General features: G+C 36.8%; 19 protein-coding genes. 13 read left to right on the top strand and 6 right to left on the bottom strand.

Annotated elements, in window-relative coordinates; genetic code table 11:
• The first annotated feature begins 23 nt into the window (after positions 1–23).
• The 9 genes from FNZ60_RS01320 (at position 24) to FNZ60_RS01280 (ending at position 6,470) form a co-directional block, all read left to right on the top strand.
• Positions 24–617, top strand: a complete 594-nt coding sequence (locus FNZ60_RS01320) for a nicotinate-nucleotide adenylyltransferase (protein ID WP_142415963.1) — start codon at positions 24–26, stop codon at positions 615–617.
• Between the two features lie 111 nt (positions 618–728).
• Entirely contained in the window at positions 729–1,118 is a 390-nt protein-coding gene (rsfS, locus tag FNZ60_RS01315) for a ribosome silencing factor (protein ID WP_142415962.1), read from the top strand.
• A 1-nt stretch (position 1,119) separates the two neighbouring features.
• Entirely contained in the window at positions 1,120–1,602 is a 483-nt protein-coding gene (gene rlmH / locus FNZ60_RS01310; RefSeq protein WP_142415961.1) for a 23S rRNA (pseudouridine(1915)-N(3))-methyltransferase RlmH, read from the top strand.
• Positions 1,603–1,698: 96 nt separating this feature from the next.
• Positions 1,699–2,979 (top strand): murein hydrolase activator EnvC family protein, encoded by a 1,281-nt coding sequence (locus FNZ60_RS01305; RefSeq protein WP_142415960.1) that lies wholly within the window; start codon positions 1,699–1,701, stop codon positions 2,977–2,979.
• Positions 2,969–4,279 carry a S41 family peptidase gene (locus FNZ60_RS01300; RefSeq protein WP_142415959.1) on the top strand — a complete coding sequence of 437 codons (1,311 nt, stop codon included), beginning with the start codon at positions 2,969–2,971 and terminating at the stop codon, positions 4,277–4,279. Before FNZ60_RS01305 ends, FNZ60_RS01300 begins: the two co-directional genes overlap by 11 nt.
• Before the next feature lie 38 nt (positions 4,280–4,317).
• Positions 4,318–4,839 (top strand): RNA pyrophosphohydrolase, encoded by a 522-nt coding sequence (locus tag FNZ60_RS01295; RefSeq protein WP_142415958.1) that lies wholly within the window; start codon positions 4,318–4,320, stop codon positions 4,837–4,839.
• A gap of 98 nt (positions 4,840–4,937) precedes the next feature.
• On the top strand, positions 4,938–5,498 hold the full coding sequence (locus FNZ60_RS01290) for an invasion associated locus B family protein (protein WP_142415957.1): 561 nt from the start codon (positions 4,938–4,940) through the stop codon (positions 5,496–5,498).
• A gap of 341 nt (positions 5,499–5,839) precedes the next feature.
• Complete coding sequence (locus tag FNZ60_RS01285; RefSeq protein ID WP_142415956.1) at positions 5,840–6,133, top strand: YggT family protein; 294 nt, start codon at positions 5,840–5,842, stop codon at positions 6,131–6,133.
• A gap of 22 nt (positions 6,134–6,155) precedes the next feature.
• The gene (locus tag FNZ60_RS01280; RefSeq protein ID WP_142415955.1) at positions 6,156–6,470 is read left to right on the top strand and encodes a DUF167 domain-containing protein; all 315 of its coding nucleotides are present in this window, start codon (positions 6,156–6,158) and stop codon (positions 6,468–6,470) included.
• A 55-nt stretch (positions 6,471–6,525) separates the two neighbouring features.
• On the opposite strand, the gene ppa is transcribed toward FNZ60_RS01280, so the two are convergent.
• The 3 genes from ppa to mgtE form a co-directional block, all read right to left on the bottom strand.
• A complete protein-coding gene (gene ppa / locus FNZ60_RS01275; RefSeq protein WP_142415954.1) occupies positions 6,526–7,056 on the bottom strand; it encodes an inorganic diphosphatase in 531 nt (176 codons plus the stop codon).
• Positions 7,057–7,127: 71 nt separating this feature from the next.
• On the bottom strand, positions 7,128–8,954 hold the full coding sequence (gene typA, locus FNZ60_RS01270) for a translational GTPase TypA (protein ID WP_142415953.1): 1,827 nt from the start codon (positions 8,952–8,954) through the stop codon (positions 7,128–7,130).
• A 1,247-nt stretch (positions 8,955–10,201) separates the two neighbouring features.
• The gene (gene mgtE, locus FNZ60_RS01265) at positions 10,202–11,578 is read right to left on the bottom strand and encodes a magnesium transporter (protein ID WP_142415952.1); all 1,377 of its coding nucleotides are present in this window, start codon (positions 11,576–11,578) and stop codon (positions 10,202–10,204) included.
• 980 nt (positions 11,579–12,558) lie between these two features.
• On the opposite strand from mgtE, the gene FNZ60_RS01260 reads away from it, so the two are divergent.
• The gene (locus tag FNZ60_RS01260) at positions 12,559–14,583 is read left to right on the top strand and encodes a M3 family metallopeptidase (RefSeq protein WP_142415951.1); all 2,025 of its coding nucleotides are present in this window, start codon (positions 12,559–12,561) and stop codon (positions 14,581–14,583) included.
• 383 nt (positions 14,584–14,966) lie between these two features.
• On the opposite strand, the gene FNZ60_RS01255 is transcribed toward FNZ60_RS01260, so the two are convergent.
• Both FNZ60_RS01255 and FNZ60_RS01250 read right to left on the bottom strand, forming a co-directional pair.
• Complete coding sequence (locus FNZ60_RS01255; RefSeq protein ID WP_142415950.1) at positions 14,967–16,043, bottom strand: SGNH/GDSL hydrolase family protein; 1,077 nt, start codon at positions 16,041–16,043, stop codon at positions 14,967–14,969.
• A 15-nt stretch (positions 16,044–16,058) separates the two neighbouring features.
• The gene (locus tag FNZ60_RS01250) at positions 16,059–17,315 is read right to left on the bottom strand and encodes a lytic murein transglycosylase (protein ID WP_142415949.1); all 1,257 of its coding nucleotides are present in this window, start codon (positions 17,313–17,315) and stop codon (positions 16,059–16,061) included.
• 255 nt (positions 17,316–17,570) lie between these two features.
• Here FNZ60_RS01250 and galU point away from each other — a divergent pair, with 255 nt between their 5' ends.
• Both galU and FNZ60_RS01240 read left to right on the top strand, forming a co-directional pair.
• Positions 17,571–18,461, top strand: a complete 891-nt coding sequence (galU, locus tag FNZ60_RS01245; RefSeq protein WP_142415948.1) for a UTP--glucose-1-phosphate uridylyltransferase GalU — start codon at positions 17,571–17,573, stop codon at positions 18,459–18,461.
• A 39-nt stretch (positions 18,462–18,500) separates the two neighbouring features.
• On the top strand, positions 18,501–19,493 hold the full coding sequence (locus FNZ60_RS01240; RefSeq protein WP_142415947.1) for a KpsF/GutQ family sugar-phosphate isomerase: 993 nt from the start codon (positions 18,501–18,503) through the stop codon (positions 19,491–19,493).
• Positions 19,494–19,794: 301 nt separating this feature from the next.
• Here FNZ60_RS01240 and omp10 read toward each other — a convergent pair whose 3' ends face one another.
• The gene (omp10, locus tag FNZ60_RS01235) at positions 19,795–20,154 is read right to left on the bottom strand and encodes an outer membrane lipoprotein Omp10 (protein ID WP_142415946.1); all 360 of its coding nucleotides are present in this window, start codon (positions 20,152–20,154) and stop codon (positions 19,795–19,797) included.
• Between the two features lie 266 nt (positions 20,155–20,420).
• Between omp10 and FNZ60_RS01230 the strand changes: the two genes are divergently transcribed.
• Positions 20,421–20,712 (top strand): response regulator (locus FNZ60_RS01230; protein ID WP_142415945.1); only part of this gene is annotated, 292 nt, incomplete at its 3' end.

The following is a 20,712-nucleotide window of genomic DNA, read 5'->3' as shown; positions in this document are numbered from 1 at the left end:
CATTTTTTCCATGGAAAAATCGTATGCCACATGTTGAAAGATCCAATGTTGTGGGTCTTTTTGGTGGTTCCTTTAATCCACCGCATGCGGGGCATCTTCTTGTTGCAAAAATTGCCATTCGGCGTTTGCATCTTGATCAGTTATGGTGGATGGTCACTCCAGGAAATCCTTTAAAGGATTGTACACAGTTACTCCCTTTAGAAGAGAGAATGCGATTAAGTTTTAAACTTATTGATCATCCGAAAATTCGCTTAACAGCTTTTGAACAAACTATAAGGAGCCAAGTATCAGTAGATACGATTTTTCACATTCTTACCCATTACAGTGATGTAAATTTTGTATGGATTATGGGGGCAGATAGTTTTACAACGATTCATCATTGGTATCGATGGCGTGATATCGTCTCTACGCTTCCTATTGCAATTATTGATCGTCCTTTAGGCAATAGATCAGCCCTCTCTTCTCCTATAGCACATATTTATCGCCAGTTTCGTTTGGATGAGAAAGAAAGTAAGCGATTACCTTTTATCAAACCACCTATTTGGACTTATTTGCATGGACCTCTATCTTTTCAATCTTCAACAAACCTTCGTTTGAAAAAGAATGATTTTTCTTGAACAATTTATAAGTTTCTGCTTTTCTTTGGAAAAATCTCTCTTTTTTGCATTCTAGAACGATAAGAAAGGAATATTGATCTGAAAAACATTACACAAAATCGCTCTTACGATATGAATCCTTCAACAGAAAAAAAAGTTTTTTCTGTTAATGAGAGTCTTGAAACTATTCTCAAGAGTTTAGAAGATACAAAAGCAGAAGATATTGTTGCTATTAATATTCAAGGAAAGTCATCTTTAGCTGATTATATGGTCATAGCTTCAGCAAATTCGCAGCGTCATGTATCTTCTGTTGCTGATCATTTGTTACGCACTTGGAAAGATAGTGGGCAGGGGCTTGCACATGTAGAAGGGCTTTCTGGAGGTGATTGGGTATTGATTGATACAGGTGATATTATCATTCACCTTTTCCGTCCGGAAATTCGTCTTTTTTATAATTTAGAAAAAATATGGATGGCTCCAGATTTAAACAATACATCATCGATTCTCTTTGGAGATCAGTAAAATGCAAATCTCTATTTTTGCTGTTGGTCGTATGAAAAGTGGGGCAGAGCAAAAATTGGTTCAGCATTATTTGGGTCGTTTTTCTAAAAGTTCCGGAGCTATAGGATTTCATTTAAAAAAGGTACAGGAAGTACCAGAAAGTCATGCTCAAACAGCGCGTCAGCGTATGGAGGAAGAGGGAAGAAGACTTATTGAATTTTTACCTGAAAAATGCCGATTAATTGTGTTGGATGAGCGAGGAGAGTCGATTTCTTCAGTTGCTTTTGCTAAAAAATTGGGATGTTATCGTGATGAAGGCATTCGGGATGTTGTCATTGCTTTAGGGGGGCCTGATGGGCATAATGAACAAATAAGGAATCGCGCTGATTTTTTGTTATCTTTTGGTTTGATGACGTGGCCACATCAAATTGCACGTATTCTTCTTACAGAACAACTTTACCGTACCGTAACAATAGCAAATCATCATCCATATCATCGTTTTTAAATATTTGTATTAATTTTTAGCACTTATTTATATATTTATTAATATAGTTTTAGCCGACACCATTTAAAGCATTTCTCGTGTATAGGATGAGGTGTCATGGTTGGCCAAATGAAAAAGCTTCTTCATAGAAAGATGCTCTATTTATATGGGGAATGCGTGATATTTGTCATCTTGCTTTTGAGTATGTTTTTTTGCTTTTCTGTATCGCATGCGGAAGATACAATGAGGAGTATAGAAGCACATAAAGAATTGGGAGAAATTCATAAAAATATTTCGCTTTCGCGTGAGCGTGTTATTTTTCTTACGCGCCAAGTTGAGCATTTAAAAAAAGATCAACGTGTTTTGAGGGATGCACTCATAAAAGCAGCTAAAGAAGAACGTAAAATTGCAGATGATATTATTGAAAGGGAAGAAAAGCTTAAAAAAATGATAGAAATGCGGGAACAAGTCTATCAAAGTTTAAAAAGTCGTCGCGCTGAATTTGCAGAAGTTCTTGCAATTTTAGAACGTATGGGATTAAATCCACCTCCAGCTCTTATGATACAGCCAGAGGATGCGTTGGCCTCTATGCGCAGTTCTGTTTTATTAGGAACTGTCATTCCTCAGATGCAAGAGAAAACACGAGATTTAACAGAGAAGCTCAAGGAGTTGACTAATTTAAGTAATTCCATTACTACGGAATATGCGACGTTAAAGACAAAACTGCAAAATCAAGCAGAACAGCGAAAACGTCTAGAGCTTTTATTAGACCAAAAAAATAAACTACAAAAAAAATCAGAAACAGAGCTTACAGAACAGCAACAAAAGAATATGGCTCTTGCTAGAAAAGCGCAGTCTTTAGAAGAATTGATTTTAGAGCTTGATCATCAGTCAAAATTGAGCTCTGATGCATCGCTCCAGGTCCGGAAAAGTTTACAATTGTTAGAGCAGTCTAATTTTGAAAGCCGAAAAGGCTCTTTACTTTTTCCTGTTTCAGGAAAAAGAATAAAGCACTCTAACAAAAATTCGCAGATTACGCGTTTTGGTGAAATGATAGAAACAGAATCAGGAGCTGTTGTTATATCTCCTGCGGATGCTTTTGTTGCTTTTGCTGGGCCATTTCGTTCTTACGGACAGTTGATTATTCTCAATGTTGGAAATGGTTATCATATCATTCTTACTGGAATGTCGAGAATTAATGTAAAACAGGGGCAATTTGTTCTTTCAGGTGAGCCTCTGGGTATGATGGAAATGCAATTTATTGCAAATAGTGTTGCATTGGATATAGGAAAAAACTCGCCAATGCTTTACATTGAGTTTAGAAAGCAGGGAAAGCCTGTAAATCCAACTCCTTGGTGGCAGACTGAAAAAATAAGAAGGAGCCAAAATGATTCGTAAAGTTATTCTTTTGGTCGCTGGGGTATTGCTCGGCGCCTGTTCAATGATTATGGTGCAGTCTGTTGCTGCGGATAATGAAGATAATGCCTATAAAAAGCTATCCATATTTGGCGATGTTTTTGAGCGCGTGCGTAAGCAATACGTCACAGTTCCAGATGATAAAAAGCTTATTGAAAATGCTATCAATGGTATGCTTTCATCACTGGACCCTCATTCATCTTATTTGAATGCTGAAGAAGCTAAAGATATGCGGGATTCTACGAAAGGAGAATTCGGAGGTCTTGGTATTGAGGTCACTATGGAAAAAAACTTAATTAAAGTTGTTTCACCGATGGATGATACTCCCGCTTCGAAAGCAGGTATTCTAGCAGGAGATCTTATTTCAAAAATTGATGATGTACAAACGAATGGTCAAACATTGAATGAAGCTGTTAATAAGATGCGAGGGGCTCCTGGAACGCCAATTACCTTGACAATTATTCGTCCTGGCGTTGATAAGCCATTTGAAGTCAAGATTGTTCGTGATATCATTAAGGTAAAAGCGGTAAAATATCGCGTTGAGGGGGATATTGGATATTTAAGAGTTATCCAATTTTCTGAGCAGACCTTGGGTAATCTTCTAGCGGCAATTAAAGATATCCAATCTAAGATTCCTGAAGATAAGCTAAAAGGTTACGTCCTTGATTTGCGGCTTAATCCGGGTGGGCTTTTAGATCAAGCTGTTAATGTGTCGAGTGCTTTTCTCAATAAAGGTGAGATTGTGTCAACTCGTGGACGCAAAAAGAGTGATGTGACGAGATTTGATGCGAAGCCAGGTGATGTTACGAATGGAAAACCACTCATTGTCCTTATTAATGGTGGTTCGGCAAGTGCTTCTGAAATTGTTGCAGGTGCGCTACAAGATCATCGTCGTGCAACAATTTTAGGGACTCAATCTTTTGGTAAAGGATCTGTTCAAACAATTATTCCTTTGGGTGAAAATGGAGCTTTACGCTTAACAACAGCACTTTATTACACGCCGTCAGGCGCTTCTATTCAAGGAACAGGAATCACACCTGATATTATTGTAGAGCAACCACTTCCTGAAAAATATAAGGGCTATGATGTAAAAATTGGTGAGTCTGCATTAAAAGGGCATATCAAAGGGAAACGAGAGAGTAATAAAGGATCTGGTTCAGCTGCTTTTGTTCCAAAAGATCCTAAAGATGACCTTCAATTGAATGAGGCTTATAAGCTACTACGGGGTGAGATGGCTAATGCAGCATTTCCACCAGATCCCAATAAGGATATATTACAGTGAGAAACGATGTCTGTAGCTTGCAATTTTGAGGGATATTAATGGATGCAGATATTAATTTGAAGACTCTTCCTTATCGCAAATGTGTTGGAATTGTTGTCTTTAATCGAGAGGGTAAAGTTTGGGTTGGGCGTCGTTTAATGACGCCTGCTCATGCAGATATTGACATATCTCATCCTTGGCAGCTTCCTCAAGGGGGAATTGATGGAGATGAACAGCCATTAGATGCAGCCTATCGAGAACTGTATGAAGAAACGGGTATTCGATCTGTAAAGCTGATCAAAGAAGCACAAAATTGGTTCTACTATGATTTTCCACAAGAACTTGTTGGAAGCGCATTGAGCAATAAATATCGTGGGCAAATGCAGAAATGGTTTGCTTTTCAGTTTATGGGAGAGCTTTCTGAAATTGCAATTAATCCACCGCCAGATGGCAATAAAGCAGAATTCGATCAATGGAAGTGGATGGATCTAGAAACCCTTCCTTTAATTGTTGTTTCTTTTAAAAAGCATGTTTATATGAAAGTTGTTAGCGAATTTCGAGGTAGCTTTAGACCATTATAAAAGCTATAGATTATAAGAAAGCTTTTTTATTAAGGCGCTTTATACCATTTATAAATAATAAACATGTTTCTCTTTTATGTAAAGAACAGGAATATAAAATGAAAAAGTTATTTAATTTACTTATAGTTTTTACTCTCTTGAGTATTTCATCTGTTGCATTTGCAACAGGTTCAAAGCCTTCTACATCCAAAGATGCAGCAGAAACATTGCCAAATGGCGCTTCTTCTTTAACTGAAACCTACGGTTTGTGGACCATTAACTGTGGATTACAAGAAGGAAAGAAAATTTGTTTTATGCACCGTCAAGAAGTGAATGAGCAAGGTCGTGTTGTTGTGGCGATAAGCCTTCTTCTCAATGCTGAGGGTGTTGTCTCTGGTAATTTAACAGTTCCTTTTGGCATTTTGGTTTCTAAGCCTGTTCGTTTACAAATTGATGAGGGAAAAACTGTTATTGAAACTGGTATACGGACTTGTGTACCAGCAGGTTGCATGGTTCCAGTTGTTTTTGACAAAAATCATGTAGCAGCTTTACGTTCTGGAAAGAAGTTAAAGTTGGCGATGACAATCGCTGCTGCAGGAGAACCAGCTTTAAATGATTTATTTGTTCAACTCGATGGTTTTAGTAATGCTCTTAACCGTTTGACTGCTTTGCAGAAATAATTTAAAAATAAAATAAAAGCGGCCTTTTTAGGCCGCCTTTAGTTTGTGCATATAGGTTGTTCATTAAAACAATGAGATTTAAGATTAATCCTATAAGGAATATTCAGCGCTTTTAAAATTCTCAGATTATTTGCTGTTTTTTCTATTTTTACACACTATTTTTAATTCTGATATTTGGCTTCTGGGGTCATCGTCATTAAATAGAAAAACGAAGAATTTTGGCTATTTGGTTTTTTATTCATGAGATGTTGGGGTATAAAACTATTTATTCAATATACAGACTCACTTTAATGAAGGCTTTCTATACGCTTTTCTGTTTCCTTGATTGAAAGGGATAACGCATGGTTTATGCATTGCTTCGAACGATTGATTTGATGTTTGATATCTATATTGATATTTTAATTGCCAGTGTCATTTTTTCTTGGCTTTATGTCTTTAATATCATAAATTCGCGTCATCGCTTTGTTGTTTTGATAGGGAATTTTTTATATCGTCTTACAGATCCAGTTCTAAGCCGCATTCGGCGTATTTTACCAAACCTTGGAACAATTGATATTTCACCTATTGTGGTATTTATCATTATTTATTTTATTCGTACTTTCATGTGGCATGCTTACGCAAACGCGTATCTATAGAAATATTATTTGAGACGAATATATGTTTTATCAAGTTGATAAAAATAGCTTGGTTTTGTTTGTATATCTCATTCCCAAATCATCTGTTGATAAAATAATAGGGGTTGAATGCAGAGATGACGATAAACAGTATCTGGTTATACGTCTTCGTGCTGCTCCTGAAGATGGAAAAGCAAATAAAGCTCTCACTAAATTTCTTGCGAAGCAGTGGAAAATTCCATCTTCTTCTATTTCTCTGAAAAGTGGTGCAACATCTCGCTACAAACAACTTTATTTTTCAACACATTTAGAAGAGCTAAAGCAGATATGGCAATTCTTTAAAGTTCGTATCTCGTAGAAAAAATAAATAATTAAAGCCTATTAAAAAAACAGGCTTTATTTTATTAAAATCGTTATATTTCTTTATTGCGCTCAACAGCTTGCTTAATCAATTCATGAGCAAAGCTTTTATCACGCCACCCTTCAATTTTAACCCACTTTCCAGGTTCCAAATCTTTATAATGTTCGAAGAAATGTTCAATTTGCTTAAGTGTAATTTCGGGCAGATCTGTGTAGTCATGAATATTGATATAGCGTTTTGTTAATTTTGGTGTGGGGATGGCAATAATTTTCTCATCTTTACCACCATCATCTTCCATCATCAGCGCACCGATGGGGCGAACATTGATAACACAGCCAGGAAGGAGAGGACGGGTATTACAGATAAGGACGTCAATAGGGTCACCATCATCTGAAAGCGTATGAGGGACAAAACCATAGTTTCCAGGATAAACCATTGAGGTATGAAGAAAACGGTCAACAAATAATGCACCTGATTTTTTATCCATCTCATATTTTATGGGTTGTTCACCAACAGAAACTTCCACAATCACATTAATATCTTCTGGTGGATTGTTGCCCACGGGTATTTCCTTAATATTCATAAAGATATCCTTTCTTAAGATAGAAGTGAGGCTTATTACAGCCAAATATTGTCCCAAAGAGATTTTTGAAATTAGCTTGAGATTGATGTCCGTGTTTTTTCAAAACGTTTCCGTTCATTGGGATCAAGATAAAGCTTACGGAGACGAATATTTTTAGGGGTTACCTCCACAAGCTCATCATCTTGTATCCACGATAAGGCACGTTCTAATGTCATTTTAATGGGAGGCGTTAACTTTACGGCTTCATCTTTTCCAGAAGCACGCATATTGGTGAGTTTTTTTCCTTTTAAAACATTGACTTCTAAGTCATTATCCCGCGAGTGGATGCCAATAATCATCCCTTGATAGACTTTTACACCGGCATCAATGATCATAGGTCCACGATCTTCAAGGTTAAAGAGAGCATAAGCGACAGATTCACCGTTGTCATTTGAAATCATAACACCATTAACACGGCCAGCAATGTCCCCTTTATAAGGCTCATAAGCATGGAAAAGGCGATTCATAATGGCTGTACCACGTGTATCTGTTAAAAGCTCAGATTGATAACCAATGAGTCCCCTCGTTGGTGCGTAAAAAACAAGGCGGACACGATTACCGCCAGAAGGACGTAATTCTACCATTTCGGCTTTACGTTCAGACATTTTTTGTACAACAGTGCCAGAATATTCTTCATCAACATCGATAACCACTTCTTCGATTGGCTCAAGAGTGATTCCATTTTCATCTTTTTGCATCACAACACGTGGACGTGAAACACTAAGCTCAAATCCTTCACGGCGCATATTTTCAATGAGAACGGCAAGTTGTAATTCTCCTCGTCCTGAAACGTAAAAAGAATCTTTATCGGCTGATTCTTCAATTTTAAGAGCGACATTACCTTCTGCTTCTTTTAATAAACGATCACGGATGACACGGCTTGTTACTTTATCTCCTTCCGTTCCGGCAAGGGGACTATCATTGACGAGAAAACTCATCGTAACAGTAGGAGGATCAATGGGTTGGGCAGTCAAGGGGTCATTAACAGCAGGATCACAAAAAGTATCCGCAACAGTCCCTTTTTGTAGACCTGCAATCGCAACGATATCACCAGCATGTCCTTCTTCAATAGGTTGTCGTTCTAGCCCACGAAATGCTAAAATTTTTGAAATACGCCCAGTTTCTAAAAGTTTTCCATCTTGTCCGAGAACCTTGACATTTTGATTAGGCTTTAGAGGGCCAGAATGAATACGCCCTGTAATAATTCGTCCCAAAAATGGATCTGCTTCAAGAATAGTTCCAATCATGCGGAATGGTCCTTCTGCAACACAAGGAGAAGGAACATGTTTCGTTACAAGATCAAATAAAGGCCCCAATCCTTGATCTTTTGGTCCCTCTGGGGTTTCAGCCATCCAGCCATCGCGCCCAGACCCATAAAGAATAGGAAAATCAAGCTGTTCATCGGTTGCATCAAGAGCGGCAAAAAGGTCAAAAACCTCATTAATGACTTCATCAACACGTGCATCGGGTCGGTCAATTTTATTAATAGCAACAATAGGACGCAATCCTACTTTCAACGCTTTGCCAACGACAAATTTTGTTTGTGGCATTGGTCCTTCAGCAGCATCAACAAGTACGATAGCGCCATCAACCATGTTTAGAATACGTTCAACTTCTCCACCAAAATCGGCATGTCCTGGTGTATCAACAATATTAATTCGGGTATCTTTCCAAACGACAGATGTCACTTTTGCTAGAATTGTAATTCCACGTTCTTTTTCAATATCGTTTGAATCCATCATACGTTCGCTAGTACGCTGATTATCACGGAAGTTTCCTGATTGCTTGAGAAGCCCGTCTACAAGTGTTGTTTTTCCATGGTCAACGTGGGCAATGATGGCAATGTTACGCAATTGCATAAATTTTCTTCTTTTCGTTTAATGAAATTTCATTGGAGGCAAAGTCTTTACATTCTTTGCCTGACTATTAAAGAACCTTTTACATGTTTTTTTATAATTTTGGAAGACGGAGTCCATATTTTTATGGCACAACGATATATCCAAGTTTTTAATATTCTATTGAGCGTTAATTGGTATGGTTTCATAAAAGAATTTTTATAATTATGGGTGTGTTATTCTCGAGCTAAAGAATTGTCCATATTTTACCCTTAATTGGATCTTTATCAATATAACGCTAGGAATTTATGTGAGCGCCTGTAAGAATAAATAAACTTACAGCAAGGCATGTTATGTTTATTGTTTTACAAAGAAATTGATAAAATTTGCAAATATCTCTCAATTGTATTACTAATCTATTGATCGCTTTATAACATTATCATTCTCATAATGCTTTTGTTTATGCTATAACTTATGAATCAACATCCAGATTTAATGCTACTGATATTTGAGGCAAATAGTGAGATGATGAAGAGTTTTATATGAAATTCTAATTTTGTATACCAAATTAGAGGAAGCGTTATTATTTTTTATTGATTTATAAAACGGAAACATGGCCTGATTGATAAAGTCAAGGATCTGAAGAAAACTTCTCTCTTTGTCGTTATTTTAATTCAAATTTATAGTTTCAACAACACGACATTTAAAACCATGGAGAGAGTGTCTTGTTCCCTCTCTAAGAGGGGGATCATGTCAAATAGAACAAATATACTTGTTGTTGCACAGTTCTGTCTTTGTTTTTAAAAAGAGAGATACCTTAGCAGTACGCATTCATTTCATGATAGAGCCAATGATGCTATAATACACGGAATAGTTATACTATTAACGCCTTTGGGAAGCGTATAAAGCCCATTGTTCGCCTCCGTTATTATTCTTTCTCGGGCTGTCAATATGGTGACAGTTTTTGTCGTTGAGAGAGGATATAAAAGAGCATTTTACTCCTTTTTTGAATAGTCTCCAACCACACTCTCATCTTGCTTATGACAGGCAAGAAGAGAGCTTTAATTGATTCAATATGAGAAGATTTATGACAAGGTCATTTTACAGTATTTAGAGTTATACTATAAAAATGATAAATTTCATGATAAACAATGTATTATCTATGAAGTTGTGCGCTGGAAAAAATAAATAATAAAGCTTTCTTTCTTATGGAAAAATCTAAATCGACATGACAAGATCTTTCCATAAGGCAGTGTTTTTACTTCACATATTTAAAGAAGCGTTCCTGACAAAATAAGAGAAGCGACAGAAAAATAAATTATAATACCCGTGACATCAACTAAAGTTGCCACAAAAGGAGCAGAAGCGCTTGCTGGATCAAATTTTAAACCTTTAAGAATAAAAGGTAACATAGATCCAGAAAGAGAACCAAATGTCACGATTCCGACTAAAGCAGTACCTACTGTTGTTGAAACAGCAATCCAATGTTGGCCATAGTCATAGATACCGAGTTGTTGCCAAAGAGTAATGCGCATAACGCCAATAATTCCAAGTAAGAGACCAAGGGATAGTCCTGTTGGAATTTCACGAACAATAACTTTCCACCAGTCTTTCAGCGTGAGTTCACGTAAAGCCAACGCACGGATAATAAGGGATGTCGCCTGTGAACCGGAATTTCCTCCAGAGCTCATAATAAGAGGAATAAACAGAGTAAGGATAATCGCTTTTTCAAGTTCTGTTTCAAAATATTGCATAGCGCTTGCGGTTAACATTTCACCGATAAAGAGTAAAGCAAGCCAACCGCCACGTTTTTTCATCATTTCAGGAAATTTGATCTGCATATAGGGCTTATTAAGTGCTTCCATACCCCCAAATTTATAGGCATCTTCATTCATTTCATCGACCATAGTATCAAGTACGTCGTCAACGGTTACAATGCCAATGACATGGTTATTTTCATCAACGACGGGCACAGAGAGAAGGTCATGGCGCTGGAAAAGGCGCGCAATATCTTCATGGTGTGTGAAAGGCGATATTGTAACCGGTGAGTCATGAGTACGGACATTAAGAATTTGTTCATCCGGTGAGGCAAGAATAAGATTACGCAGTGAAACAGCTTTGAGAAGGGTCCCTGTTTTAGGGTCAATCACATAGCTGGTATAAACTGTTTCACGTGTTCGCTCGACTTCACGAATGTGATCCAAAGTTTTTTGTATGGTCCAGTTTGAAGGAACCGCTATAAACTCTGTTGTCATCAGTGCTCCTGCTGTATGATCAGGATAACTGGTGAGCTTTTTAAGCTCAGCACGCGTTAAGGGTTTTAGCAAGGCATAAAGCCGAGTGCGGGTTTCTTTATCCATTTCTTGAAAGACGTCTGCAGCAGCATCTGCAGACATGCCATCAAGAATTTCAACAGCACGATTGAGGGGCAGAAGTTCTAAAATAGCAGCAGGTTGCTCAAGCTCTGGTTTATCAAAAAGTTCGATAACATACTCAAGAGGAAGAAGACTAAGAATAGTTACACGTTCCATGATATCGAGATCATTGATGATATCAATAGAGTCTGCAAAATGCTGATTTTTTAATTTTTCAGCGAGAGCTTCAGGAGAAAAATTTTTAAAATCGAAGGTCGTTTTAATTTCAGTCATGATAAAGTACCTCCTGAAGAGTTGGAGAGTTGTCAATCTAGATAATAGATGAGATAAAAAACAAAAGTTTATGGAAGATTCGAAAAAAAACCTCCCCGATTATATTTCCAATTGTTAATATTTTAAGTAAAGTCAAGGAAAAATTGTAAATTATAAACAAATTTCTGAATTGCTTAAACGAGAATACAGCCTAATTTTAAGATAATATGAAGGCGTAAATGTAAAAGCAGTTTTCATTTTTATCACTATGCTTTAATATAGCTTTGCGGTTTTAAAAAGAGTTTACAGTTGTATCCGGAATGGAGATTATACCCTGCTTTAAAATTTTGTTTCTTACGTTTTTTTTAAGAGAAGTATATTTCCCCATCTTGCACTAGGCTTTGATCCTTGAGAAGGATGAGGAGAGGTATTTTTAGTTCTTTCTTAAACGTTTTCACGGGGCATCCTTTAAAAAAATAGAACATTCTTGTGTTGCACATTCATACACTGTTGAAAAAAGCTCTCTCTGGATACGTTATACCCATTTCATGACGCTACTCGTAGATGGTATAAAATCCATAAAAGATACCATCTTTACGTTTAAATAAAAGATGAAAGCTGGTACCATTATACTCTTTTTCAGCATCCAATATTATACAGCTCTTGCATTTTAAAAGTTCATTAAGAGGCGCTTTTATGTTTTTCTTCAAGTGATTTTATCAATAGGCAATTTCATTTGTGATGTGCAAGTGAATGATTTTTATTGCTTCGATATAATATGGTTTCAAATAAAAGAATTTTACGATATTCAAGTTCTCATTCAATATAAAAAAATTATAAATCAATGTGTTGTCTCACTATCGTAAAAATTTTTATTTTTATATTCAATAAAGCTTTGAAAATTCTTTTTTAAACGCGTGAGATAGTTTTAGTATATGATCAATTTGTATCGTAAAGGTAATGATTACAGCTTAAAATTTATAATGGAGACATAGAATATTATGACAAAAGTAGCAGTGCTGGATTGGAAGGGATTTTCAGGTCTTCCTGATTTTTCTTCTATAGGAGATGAAGATTTTAAACCTGCGTTTGAACAGGCACTTCAAGAAGCTGAAGAAGAATTAGAGACGATTGCAATGGTGCAAGAACCACCAACGCTTGAGAATTTTTTGCAACCTTTTGAGCTTTGTGGCAAAGCGCTTGATCGTGTCTGTTCAATATTTTTTTTGCGCACTAGTGCTCATACGAATGCGTTGATTCAACAGTTAGAACAAGAGTTCGTTGTAAAACTTTCTCGTTATTCTTCAAAAATGATGATGGACGCGCGGATATTTGCAAAAATAGATGCACTTTATAAACAGGCACAGCAGGGCATATTTGAGAGTGAAACAACACGCGTTCTTGAATTATGGTGGAAAAAGTTCGTTTGTCATGGTGCAAAACTAGATGATAAGGCTAAAAAACGGCTTGTGGAAATTAATGAAAGACTTGCTTTTTTAAATGCTACTTTTGGGCAGAATGTCTTAAATGATGAAGCTGAATGGATTCTATTTTTAAAACAAACAGATTTATCCGGTTTACCGGAAGATCTCATTGCGTCAATGAAGGAAATTGCGTGCGAACGAGGCCATGAAGAAGCCTATGCATTGACACTAGCACGCTCGATTGTTGAGCCTTTTTTAAAATTCTCTGATCGTCGTGATTTACGTGAGGTTGCATTCCAAGCTTGGGCTAAACGTGGTGAAAATAATAACAAGAATGATAATCGAACGATTATTTTAGAGATTGTTACGCTTCGAGATGAGCAGGCTAAATTATTAGGATATCAATCTTTTGCAGCTTTGAAACTCGATAATACCATGGCTAAAAATGTTGATTCTGTTATGGATTTGCTTATGCCGGTATGGGAGCGTGCAAGAGCAAAGGCTTCTACTGAGCAAATTGAATTACAAAACTTTGCCAATAATCAGGGAAGCAATGAATCTTTAGCTGCTTGGGATTGGCGTTATTATGCTGAAAAGCTTCGCACTGAAAAATTTTCTTTCGATAGTGCTGAAATTAAATATTATTTTCAACTTGATCGTATGATTAAAGCGGCTTTTGGGGTAGCAGAAAAACTCTTTGGCATTACCTTTGAAGAAAAAAATGCTGTTGCACTTTGGCATCCTGATGCACGTTTGTGGGAAGTAAAACACTCTGATGGAAGTTTACTTGGGCATTTCATTGGTGATTATTTTGCACGTTCTTCAAAACGTTCTGGTGCATGGATGAGCCGATTGCAATCGCAGCATAAATTGGATGGCGGCCAAAAACCGATTATCTACAATATTTGTAATTTTGCTAAGCCCTCTAAAGGGGAGCCTGCTCTTTTATCACTTGATGATGCACGGACACTTTTCCATGAATTTGGGCATGCATTGCATGGTTTGCTTTCTGATGTTACATGGCCTTCTGTCGCAGGAACATCTGTTTCACGTGATTTTGTTGAGCTTCCCTCTCAACTTTATGAACATTGGTTAACCGTACCAGAGATATTAAAATCTTATGCTATACATACAAAAACAGGGCATCCGATGCCACAAGAGTTGATCGATAACGTTTTAGCAGCGCAGACATTTAATGCGGGATTTTCTGCGGTTGAATTTATCTCATCAGCTTTGGTGGATATGGCTTTTCATCAAGGAGAAACAGTCACTGATCCAACAGTTTTTGAACATAAAGAATTGGAAAAGTTGCAAATGCCTAATACAATTATTATGCGTCATCGTCCTTCACATTTTATGCATGCGTTTGCAGGGGATGGTTATGCTGCTGGTTACTATTCTTATATGTGGGCGGAAGTACTTGATGCCGATGCTTTTCAAGCATTTGAAGAAACAGGTGATGTCTTTAATTTAGAGCTTGCTGATCTTTTAAAGCGTTTTATTTATTCAGCTGGGGGAAGCCGTGAGCCAGAGGAACTGTATAAAGCTTTTCGCGGACGGATGCCTTTACCAGAGGCAATGATGAATAAACGTGGATTGTAAGCTATAACGGTATGGGTATCCCCATGCCGTTTTCTTGGATAATAGATTGCTTTATAATGATCATATAGCGTTATTCAACTTGAATAAGAAGTCTGAACAACGTAAGATTCTCTTATTTCAAATTTGTTTATCTTGAATCAATCAAAATCATTTGCTTGCACGTCAAAAGCGGGTGGGCTGTGTGGGTAAAATTGTATAAGACAAGAAATAAAAATGGCTCTTATGAATCATCTTAAGTGTTAAGGGCTGTTGCAACATTGGATACGGTTGCGATTGATGCAAATCTTCTCTGCAGTATGGCTATATTATAACTCTATAAAAAGAGCATTTTATCTTCTCTTTTCGTTTATGGGGAAAATGAGAGTTTATCTTTTAAAGAGACATTATGGGAAAGAAAAATTATCAGCGCGATCTTTTTGATGCCCATTTGGTGGAATCCATGATTTTTTGATAAAACTTGACGTTCTTTTGCCTAAGAGGTGGGTATTTTTTTGTGCCATATCATCAAGGCTCATCGGAGGCTGACGCATAATATTATTTGGTTTTTGCTTATCTGAATCTTGTATAGGTTTTTGAATAGCTTTATCGGTTGAGTATGGCTCTTCATGGGAAAGGGTATGAAAATTTAAAATATTGTTCAATGGTTTTTCTAAATAAGAGGCGAGTTTTTTCTTTCCCTCAGAGGTGAAATGAATGCCGTTATTGGTGCGTAATTTGACTATTTTTCCATTGATATCATCGCCTGAAAAAGAAAAGTTTCCTTCTTTATCACTAAAGCCACTCCAAATATCGAGAAAATATCCTCCTGCTGTTTCTGTTTCTTGTTTGTAGAGCGCATTAAAAATTTTCATTTTTTGTGTCAAAAGGTCATTTTCAAAAGAAGGCTGGCCTATCCATATCCACGATTTTCCAGAGGCATGAAGATTTTCAGCAATTTCGATAATTCTTCGTTTGTAGATGCGCATCCATTCTGACTGATCTGTGTTAATTATGCTATAAGAGTCTTTGATAGGTTGATTATCATTGGCACCGATCATCATGATAATGACATCTGCTTTATTGTGATCAATGAGTTTAGAAATATTGCTTTGCCAAGAATAATAATCTGTTCGCACGAGACCGGAAGCGGGCATTGTATTGTTCATGATAACGATATCATTATTATCGGCAAAAAACTTTTTAAGTGCATCGGCAACAACAGAAGCTGTAAAATCCCCTATGACAAGAATGCGTTTCGCATGCTCGTTTTTCGGCTTTTTTATATTCTTTTGTATTAAGATCTTTTTTTGCGGCTTATCTATTTTTTGTTCTATAATTTGCGGTGGTTGTTGTGTCTGTTGGTTTTGTTGTGACAACCATTTAAAGAAGTTGGTCGCGTAACTTGGGGATGGCTGTACGATCCCCACAATAGAAAGCAAAAACAGAAAGAACATCAAGTATAATAGGCGAAAAAGAGACAAGATCTTAACTCTCTATTATTGTTTGCGCAGGAGAAAAAGCACTTGAGATGATGGATATCCATTTGCTTTTAAACCGTGACGCAGCTGAAAAGCTTTAATTGCTTTGCGAGAGGCTGTTCCGATTTTTCCATCAATATTTCCTTTATAATAACCAAGGGCACTTAAGCGAGATTGCAGTTCTTTACATTCTTGGAAGGTAAGAGGTTGAAAAGGTCTTTGCCAATCGTGCACCAATCTAGGATGTCCAGCAATGCGATCAGCAAGAAGGGCAACAGCAAAAGCATAACGATCTGCATTATTATAACGTTTTAGAACAAAGAAATTTTTTGTGACTAAAAATATAGGACCTTTGGCTCCATCTGGATATTTTAATATTGCTTGTTCAGCTAATGGAGGAAGAGGATTCCCATTTGCGTGTTTTACACCTAACTTTTTCCATTGTTCAAAAGAATACCAACGTTCAGGCAGGCTTTTCCCCTGCGGTACTTTCACCTCTACGCCCCAAGTAAGGTGAGGTTGCCAGCCATTTTTGTGGAGAAGATTCGCAGCAGTCGCCAAAGCATCTGGAACAGAGGTCCAGATATCACGCCGTCCATCTTTGTCCATATCAATGGCATAGGCAAGATAACTGCTTGGAATAAATTGCGTATGCCCTAATGCACCAGCCCAAGATCCAGTGAGTTGAGAGCGTTTAATTTCACCACTTTGTAGAATTTTCATCGCAGCAATCAGTTGTGTATATGCATATTTTGCACGTTTTTTATCAGCATAGGCTAAGGTTGCAAGCGAGCGAATGGTATCACGCATGACACTTTTATTGGCTAAAATTTTTCCGTAATTGCTTTCCATTGACCAGATAGCAAGCAAAATATTGCGGTCAACACCAAAACGTTTTTCAATTTGCAGAAGCCATTGATTCCATTTTTTTGCTTGGCGCCGTCCTTCCACAATTGCAATATCATGGACACGATTATCGAAATAATTCCATGAAGGTGCAACAAATTCCGGTTGGTATGTGGCGCTTTTTAAAACTTCTGGATCAATGGCATTAACACCTTTAAAAGCCATATGAAACGTAGAGGGGGTAATATTATACGCAAGAGCTATTTTTTTAAATTCTTTAATCCAGTGGTTAAATCCGCTACTAGCATATGAAAAGGATGCAAAAAACATTAACAAAGCAGACAAAAGAACGGCAGAGCCAGTGATAAGCGCTCGCCATTTTATTGATTTCTCTGAAAAAGAGAAAGTCTTCAATTCTGTTTTTTGCATTTTGAAATCCCCATTTTGTTAAGACGTGTAATATTTTATATTTAGTTTAATCGATGATATGATCAACAAGAAGAGGAGAAAACTGAAACAAATAATTTGTTTTAATCCTTCCAATAAATTCTCGTATTTTCTTTTACATTTATGATTGACCATTATAATGGTCATCGAAACAATAAGATATCTTTTTTATCATTTCGTAAAAACATATGATAAATAAAATAAAAAGGTTATATGAATTCATTGAGGAGGGTGAGTATGCGTAAAATTCGGAAAGCAGTGTTTCCCGTAGCGGGTCTTGGTACGCGTTTTCTTCCTGCAACAAAAACGATACCTAAAGAAATGCTAACAGTTGTTGATAAGCCTGTTATTCAATATGTTGTGGATGAGGCTTGGGAGGCTGGTATTGAGCATTTTATTTTTGTAACTGGACGCAATAAAGCAGTCATTGAAGATTATTTTGATACGCAAGTTGAATTATACACAACACTTGCTGAATGTGGAAAGAAAGAAGAACTTGCGCGTTTACACCGTTTACAGCCGTTGCCAGGGACAACTTCTTTCACACGCCAACAGCAACCTTTGGGGTTAGGGCATGCACTTTGGTGTGCGCGTGAATTAGTTGCAAATGAACCTTTTGCTTTGTTATTACCTGATATGTTGATACAAGCGAAAAGGGGCTGTCTTTCTGAAATGATAAGCCTTTATGAAAAGGTGGGGGGAGGGAATATTATTTCGGTTCAAGAGTGTGACCCTAGAGAAACACATAAATATGGTATTGTTGGGAAAGGAAAACATCTTGCCAATGGTTTTAAAATTACAAAAATGGTAGAAAAACCAGCACCTGGAACGGCACCATCAAATTTGTACATCAATGGACGTTATATTTTGCAGCCAGAAATTTTTAATATTCTTTCCACTCAAGAACGAGGAGCAGGCAATGAAATTCAATTAACAGATGCGATGATAAGGCTTTCAAATGAACAGGATTTTTGGGGGGTACAATTAGAAGGGCGAACTTTTGATTGCGGTTCTAAAGTTGGTTTTATTGAAGCGAACGTTGCCTTTTCTTTGGCACGCGCTGATATGCACAACCATATTTCTACCTCATTGAAAAGTTTATTAGAAACCGTTAAAGTTGAAAAATGATGTAGATCTCTCATTTAATTTTATTGATCGAATTTTATTATGACAATACCATCTCCTCATAGTTTTTTGCAGGGTTCTGTTGCATCAGCGCTTAAAACACTTGCCAGTGAAAAGCAAGGGCTTGAAGCTCTTGAAGCAGCTCTTCTTGGAAATCTTTCTTCTTCTTTTGAAGCGGCTGTTCAAACCATTAAGAATGCTCGTGGACATGTGGTCATTACGGGGCTTGGAAAAAGTGGTCATATAGGGACAAAAATTGCAGCAACCTTGGCTTCAACTGGAACGCCCGCCTTTTTTGTTCATGCTGCAGAAGCTAATCACGGCGATCTTGGTATGATTGGATCGGATGGTGTTATTCTTGCTTTATCATGGTCTGGTGAAACGCAAGAATTAAGTGGTATTATGAGTTATGCAGCTCGTTTTCGTATTCCCCTTATTGCCATGACATCAAGTGAACACTCTGTGTTAGGGCGACAAGCTGATATTGTTCTCTTATTACCAAAGGTAGAAGAGGCTTGTCCTCATGGTTTAGCACCTACAACTTCAACAATTATGCAATTGGCAATGGGAGATGCATTAGCGGTTTCTCTTTTAGAAATGCGTGGTTTTACTGCAACGGATTTCAAAATATATCATCCTGGTGGTTCTCTTGGTGCAAGTCTTAAATACGTGCGTGATATTATGCATGAGGGTGATCGTATTCCTTTGGTTATGCAGGGAACAGCTATGACTGAAGCTATGAATGTTTTGGTAGAGAAACATTTTGGTTGTGTTGGTGTTATTAACACAAAAGATGAACTCATCGGAATTGTGACCGATGGTGATCTTGCACGGAACATTCATTTTAATTTATCAAAATTTAATGTTGATGAAGTAATGACCAAGGATCCTAAAGTTGTAAAGCCAAATACACTTGTTGGTGCAGCAACAGCTTTTATTAATGATCATCATATTGGTGCATTTTTCGTGGTTGAAGATAAAAAACCGATAGGAATTGTTCATTTTCATGATCTTTTGCGCATTGGTGCTGTTTAGATTAAAGTTTTCTATCAGATCAAATATTATTTTAGGCTAAAATACATTGAACGATACAAAGTCACAATTTTATTAGGAAGTTTTATTGTGAAGGGACTTTGCTGATATTTTGTGAAAGAAAAAGATTATTTTACGCATTTTATCATGTTTAGAAAACTCTAAAGGAAGAAAGATCATACCGATCTTTTTGCGTATTATTATTAGAGAAGATTTTCTATCAGGAGGAGAAAGGATACACCTCCTGGTTGGTGTATGTGCTTCCTCTGTTTTTAATTTAAGAGAAGCTTTACTTTTATTTTGTTTAAGATTTCCGCTTAAGGAAAAATTGTGCTCCTGTATGTGTAGTACAGAGAAGTTGTGTCGCGTCATATGACATCGTACAATTGACTCTAGAAATTGTTCCACGGAGAATAGAGCGTATTTCAATTTCTATATTTTGAGCATTGAGATAATTGTATGCGCCTTCTGATAGTTTTTCTTCTGTATCTGCTGCGCGCGTTTCAAAAATACCATTGTGGAAAGAGGAAATAATACCATTCTCATCAATCCATTTTCCATCAATTCTAGTTGGCATATTGGAATTATAATATTGCGAAAAGTTACAGGCACTTAATAGCAAAGCGGTGATTGTAAGACATAAAATATGATAGGTATGTTTCATTTATTTCACTCTATTTAGATTATTTTGCTCTCTATTTTCTATAACATTATTAAATTACGCCATGAGTCAATATGAAAAATTTGATGAAAATCAATGAAAAGGCAAAAAAAATGGAAAAAAATGCCTTAATGTTGTATTTTATTAACAGCTTGATGAAGTTCGTAAGTGAAACACAAGAGGTGAAATATTTCTTATGGTTTACAACAATTTTTACATTAAGCCGCTGAATAGTCTCATGAGTAGTCTCAAAGGGGATTATTGACATTATGGTTGGTCCCATTCTTGTTGCGAGTGAAGATTATGGAAGGCGTATAGAGCTTTCTGCTATGCTCAGAGGTTTTGGTTACCGTGTCATTGAAGCAGAAAATGGCCTCCGTACAATTGATCTTTTACACAGGCGTAAAAACATTGTGCTTGCACTCCTTGATGTTGTTATGACTGATTTGAGTGTAAGTGATTTGATTAAAATGATTAGAGTTGCTGGTGTTTCTGTTCCTATTATTGTGATAGCACAACAAGAGAATCAGAATTTACTCCAGAAAGCTTTAACAGCTGGCG

Origin of the sequence: Bartonella massiliensis (assembly GCF_902150025.1) — a bacterium.
Lineage (GTDB): Bacteria > Pseudomonadota > Alphaproteobacteria > Rhizobiales > Rhizobiaceae > Bartonella > Bartonella massiliensis.
Note: the sequence above shows the minus strand (reverse complement) of the source record. Positions and strands in the feature narration are given on the sequence as shown.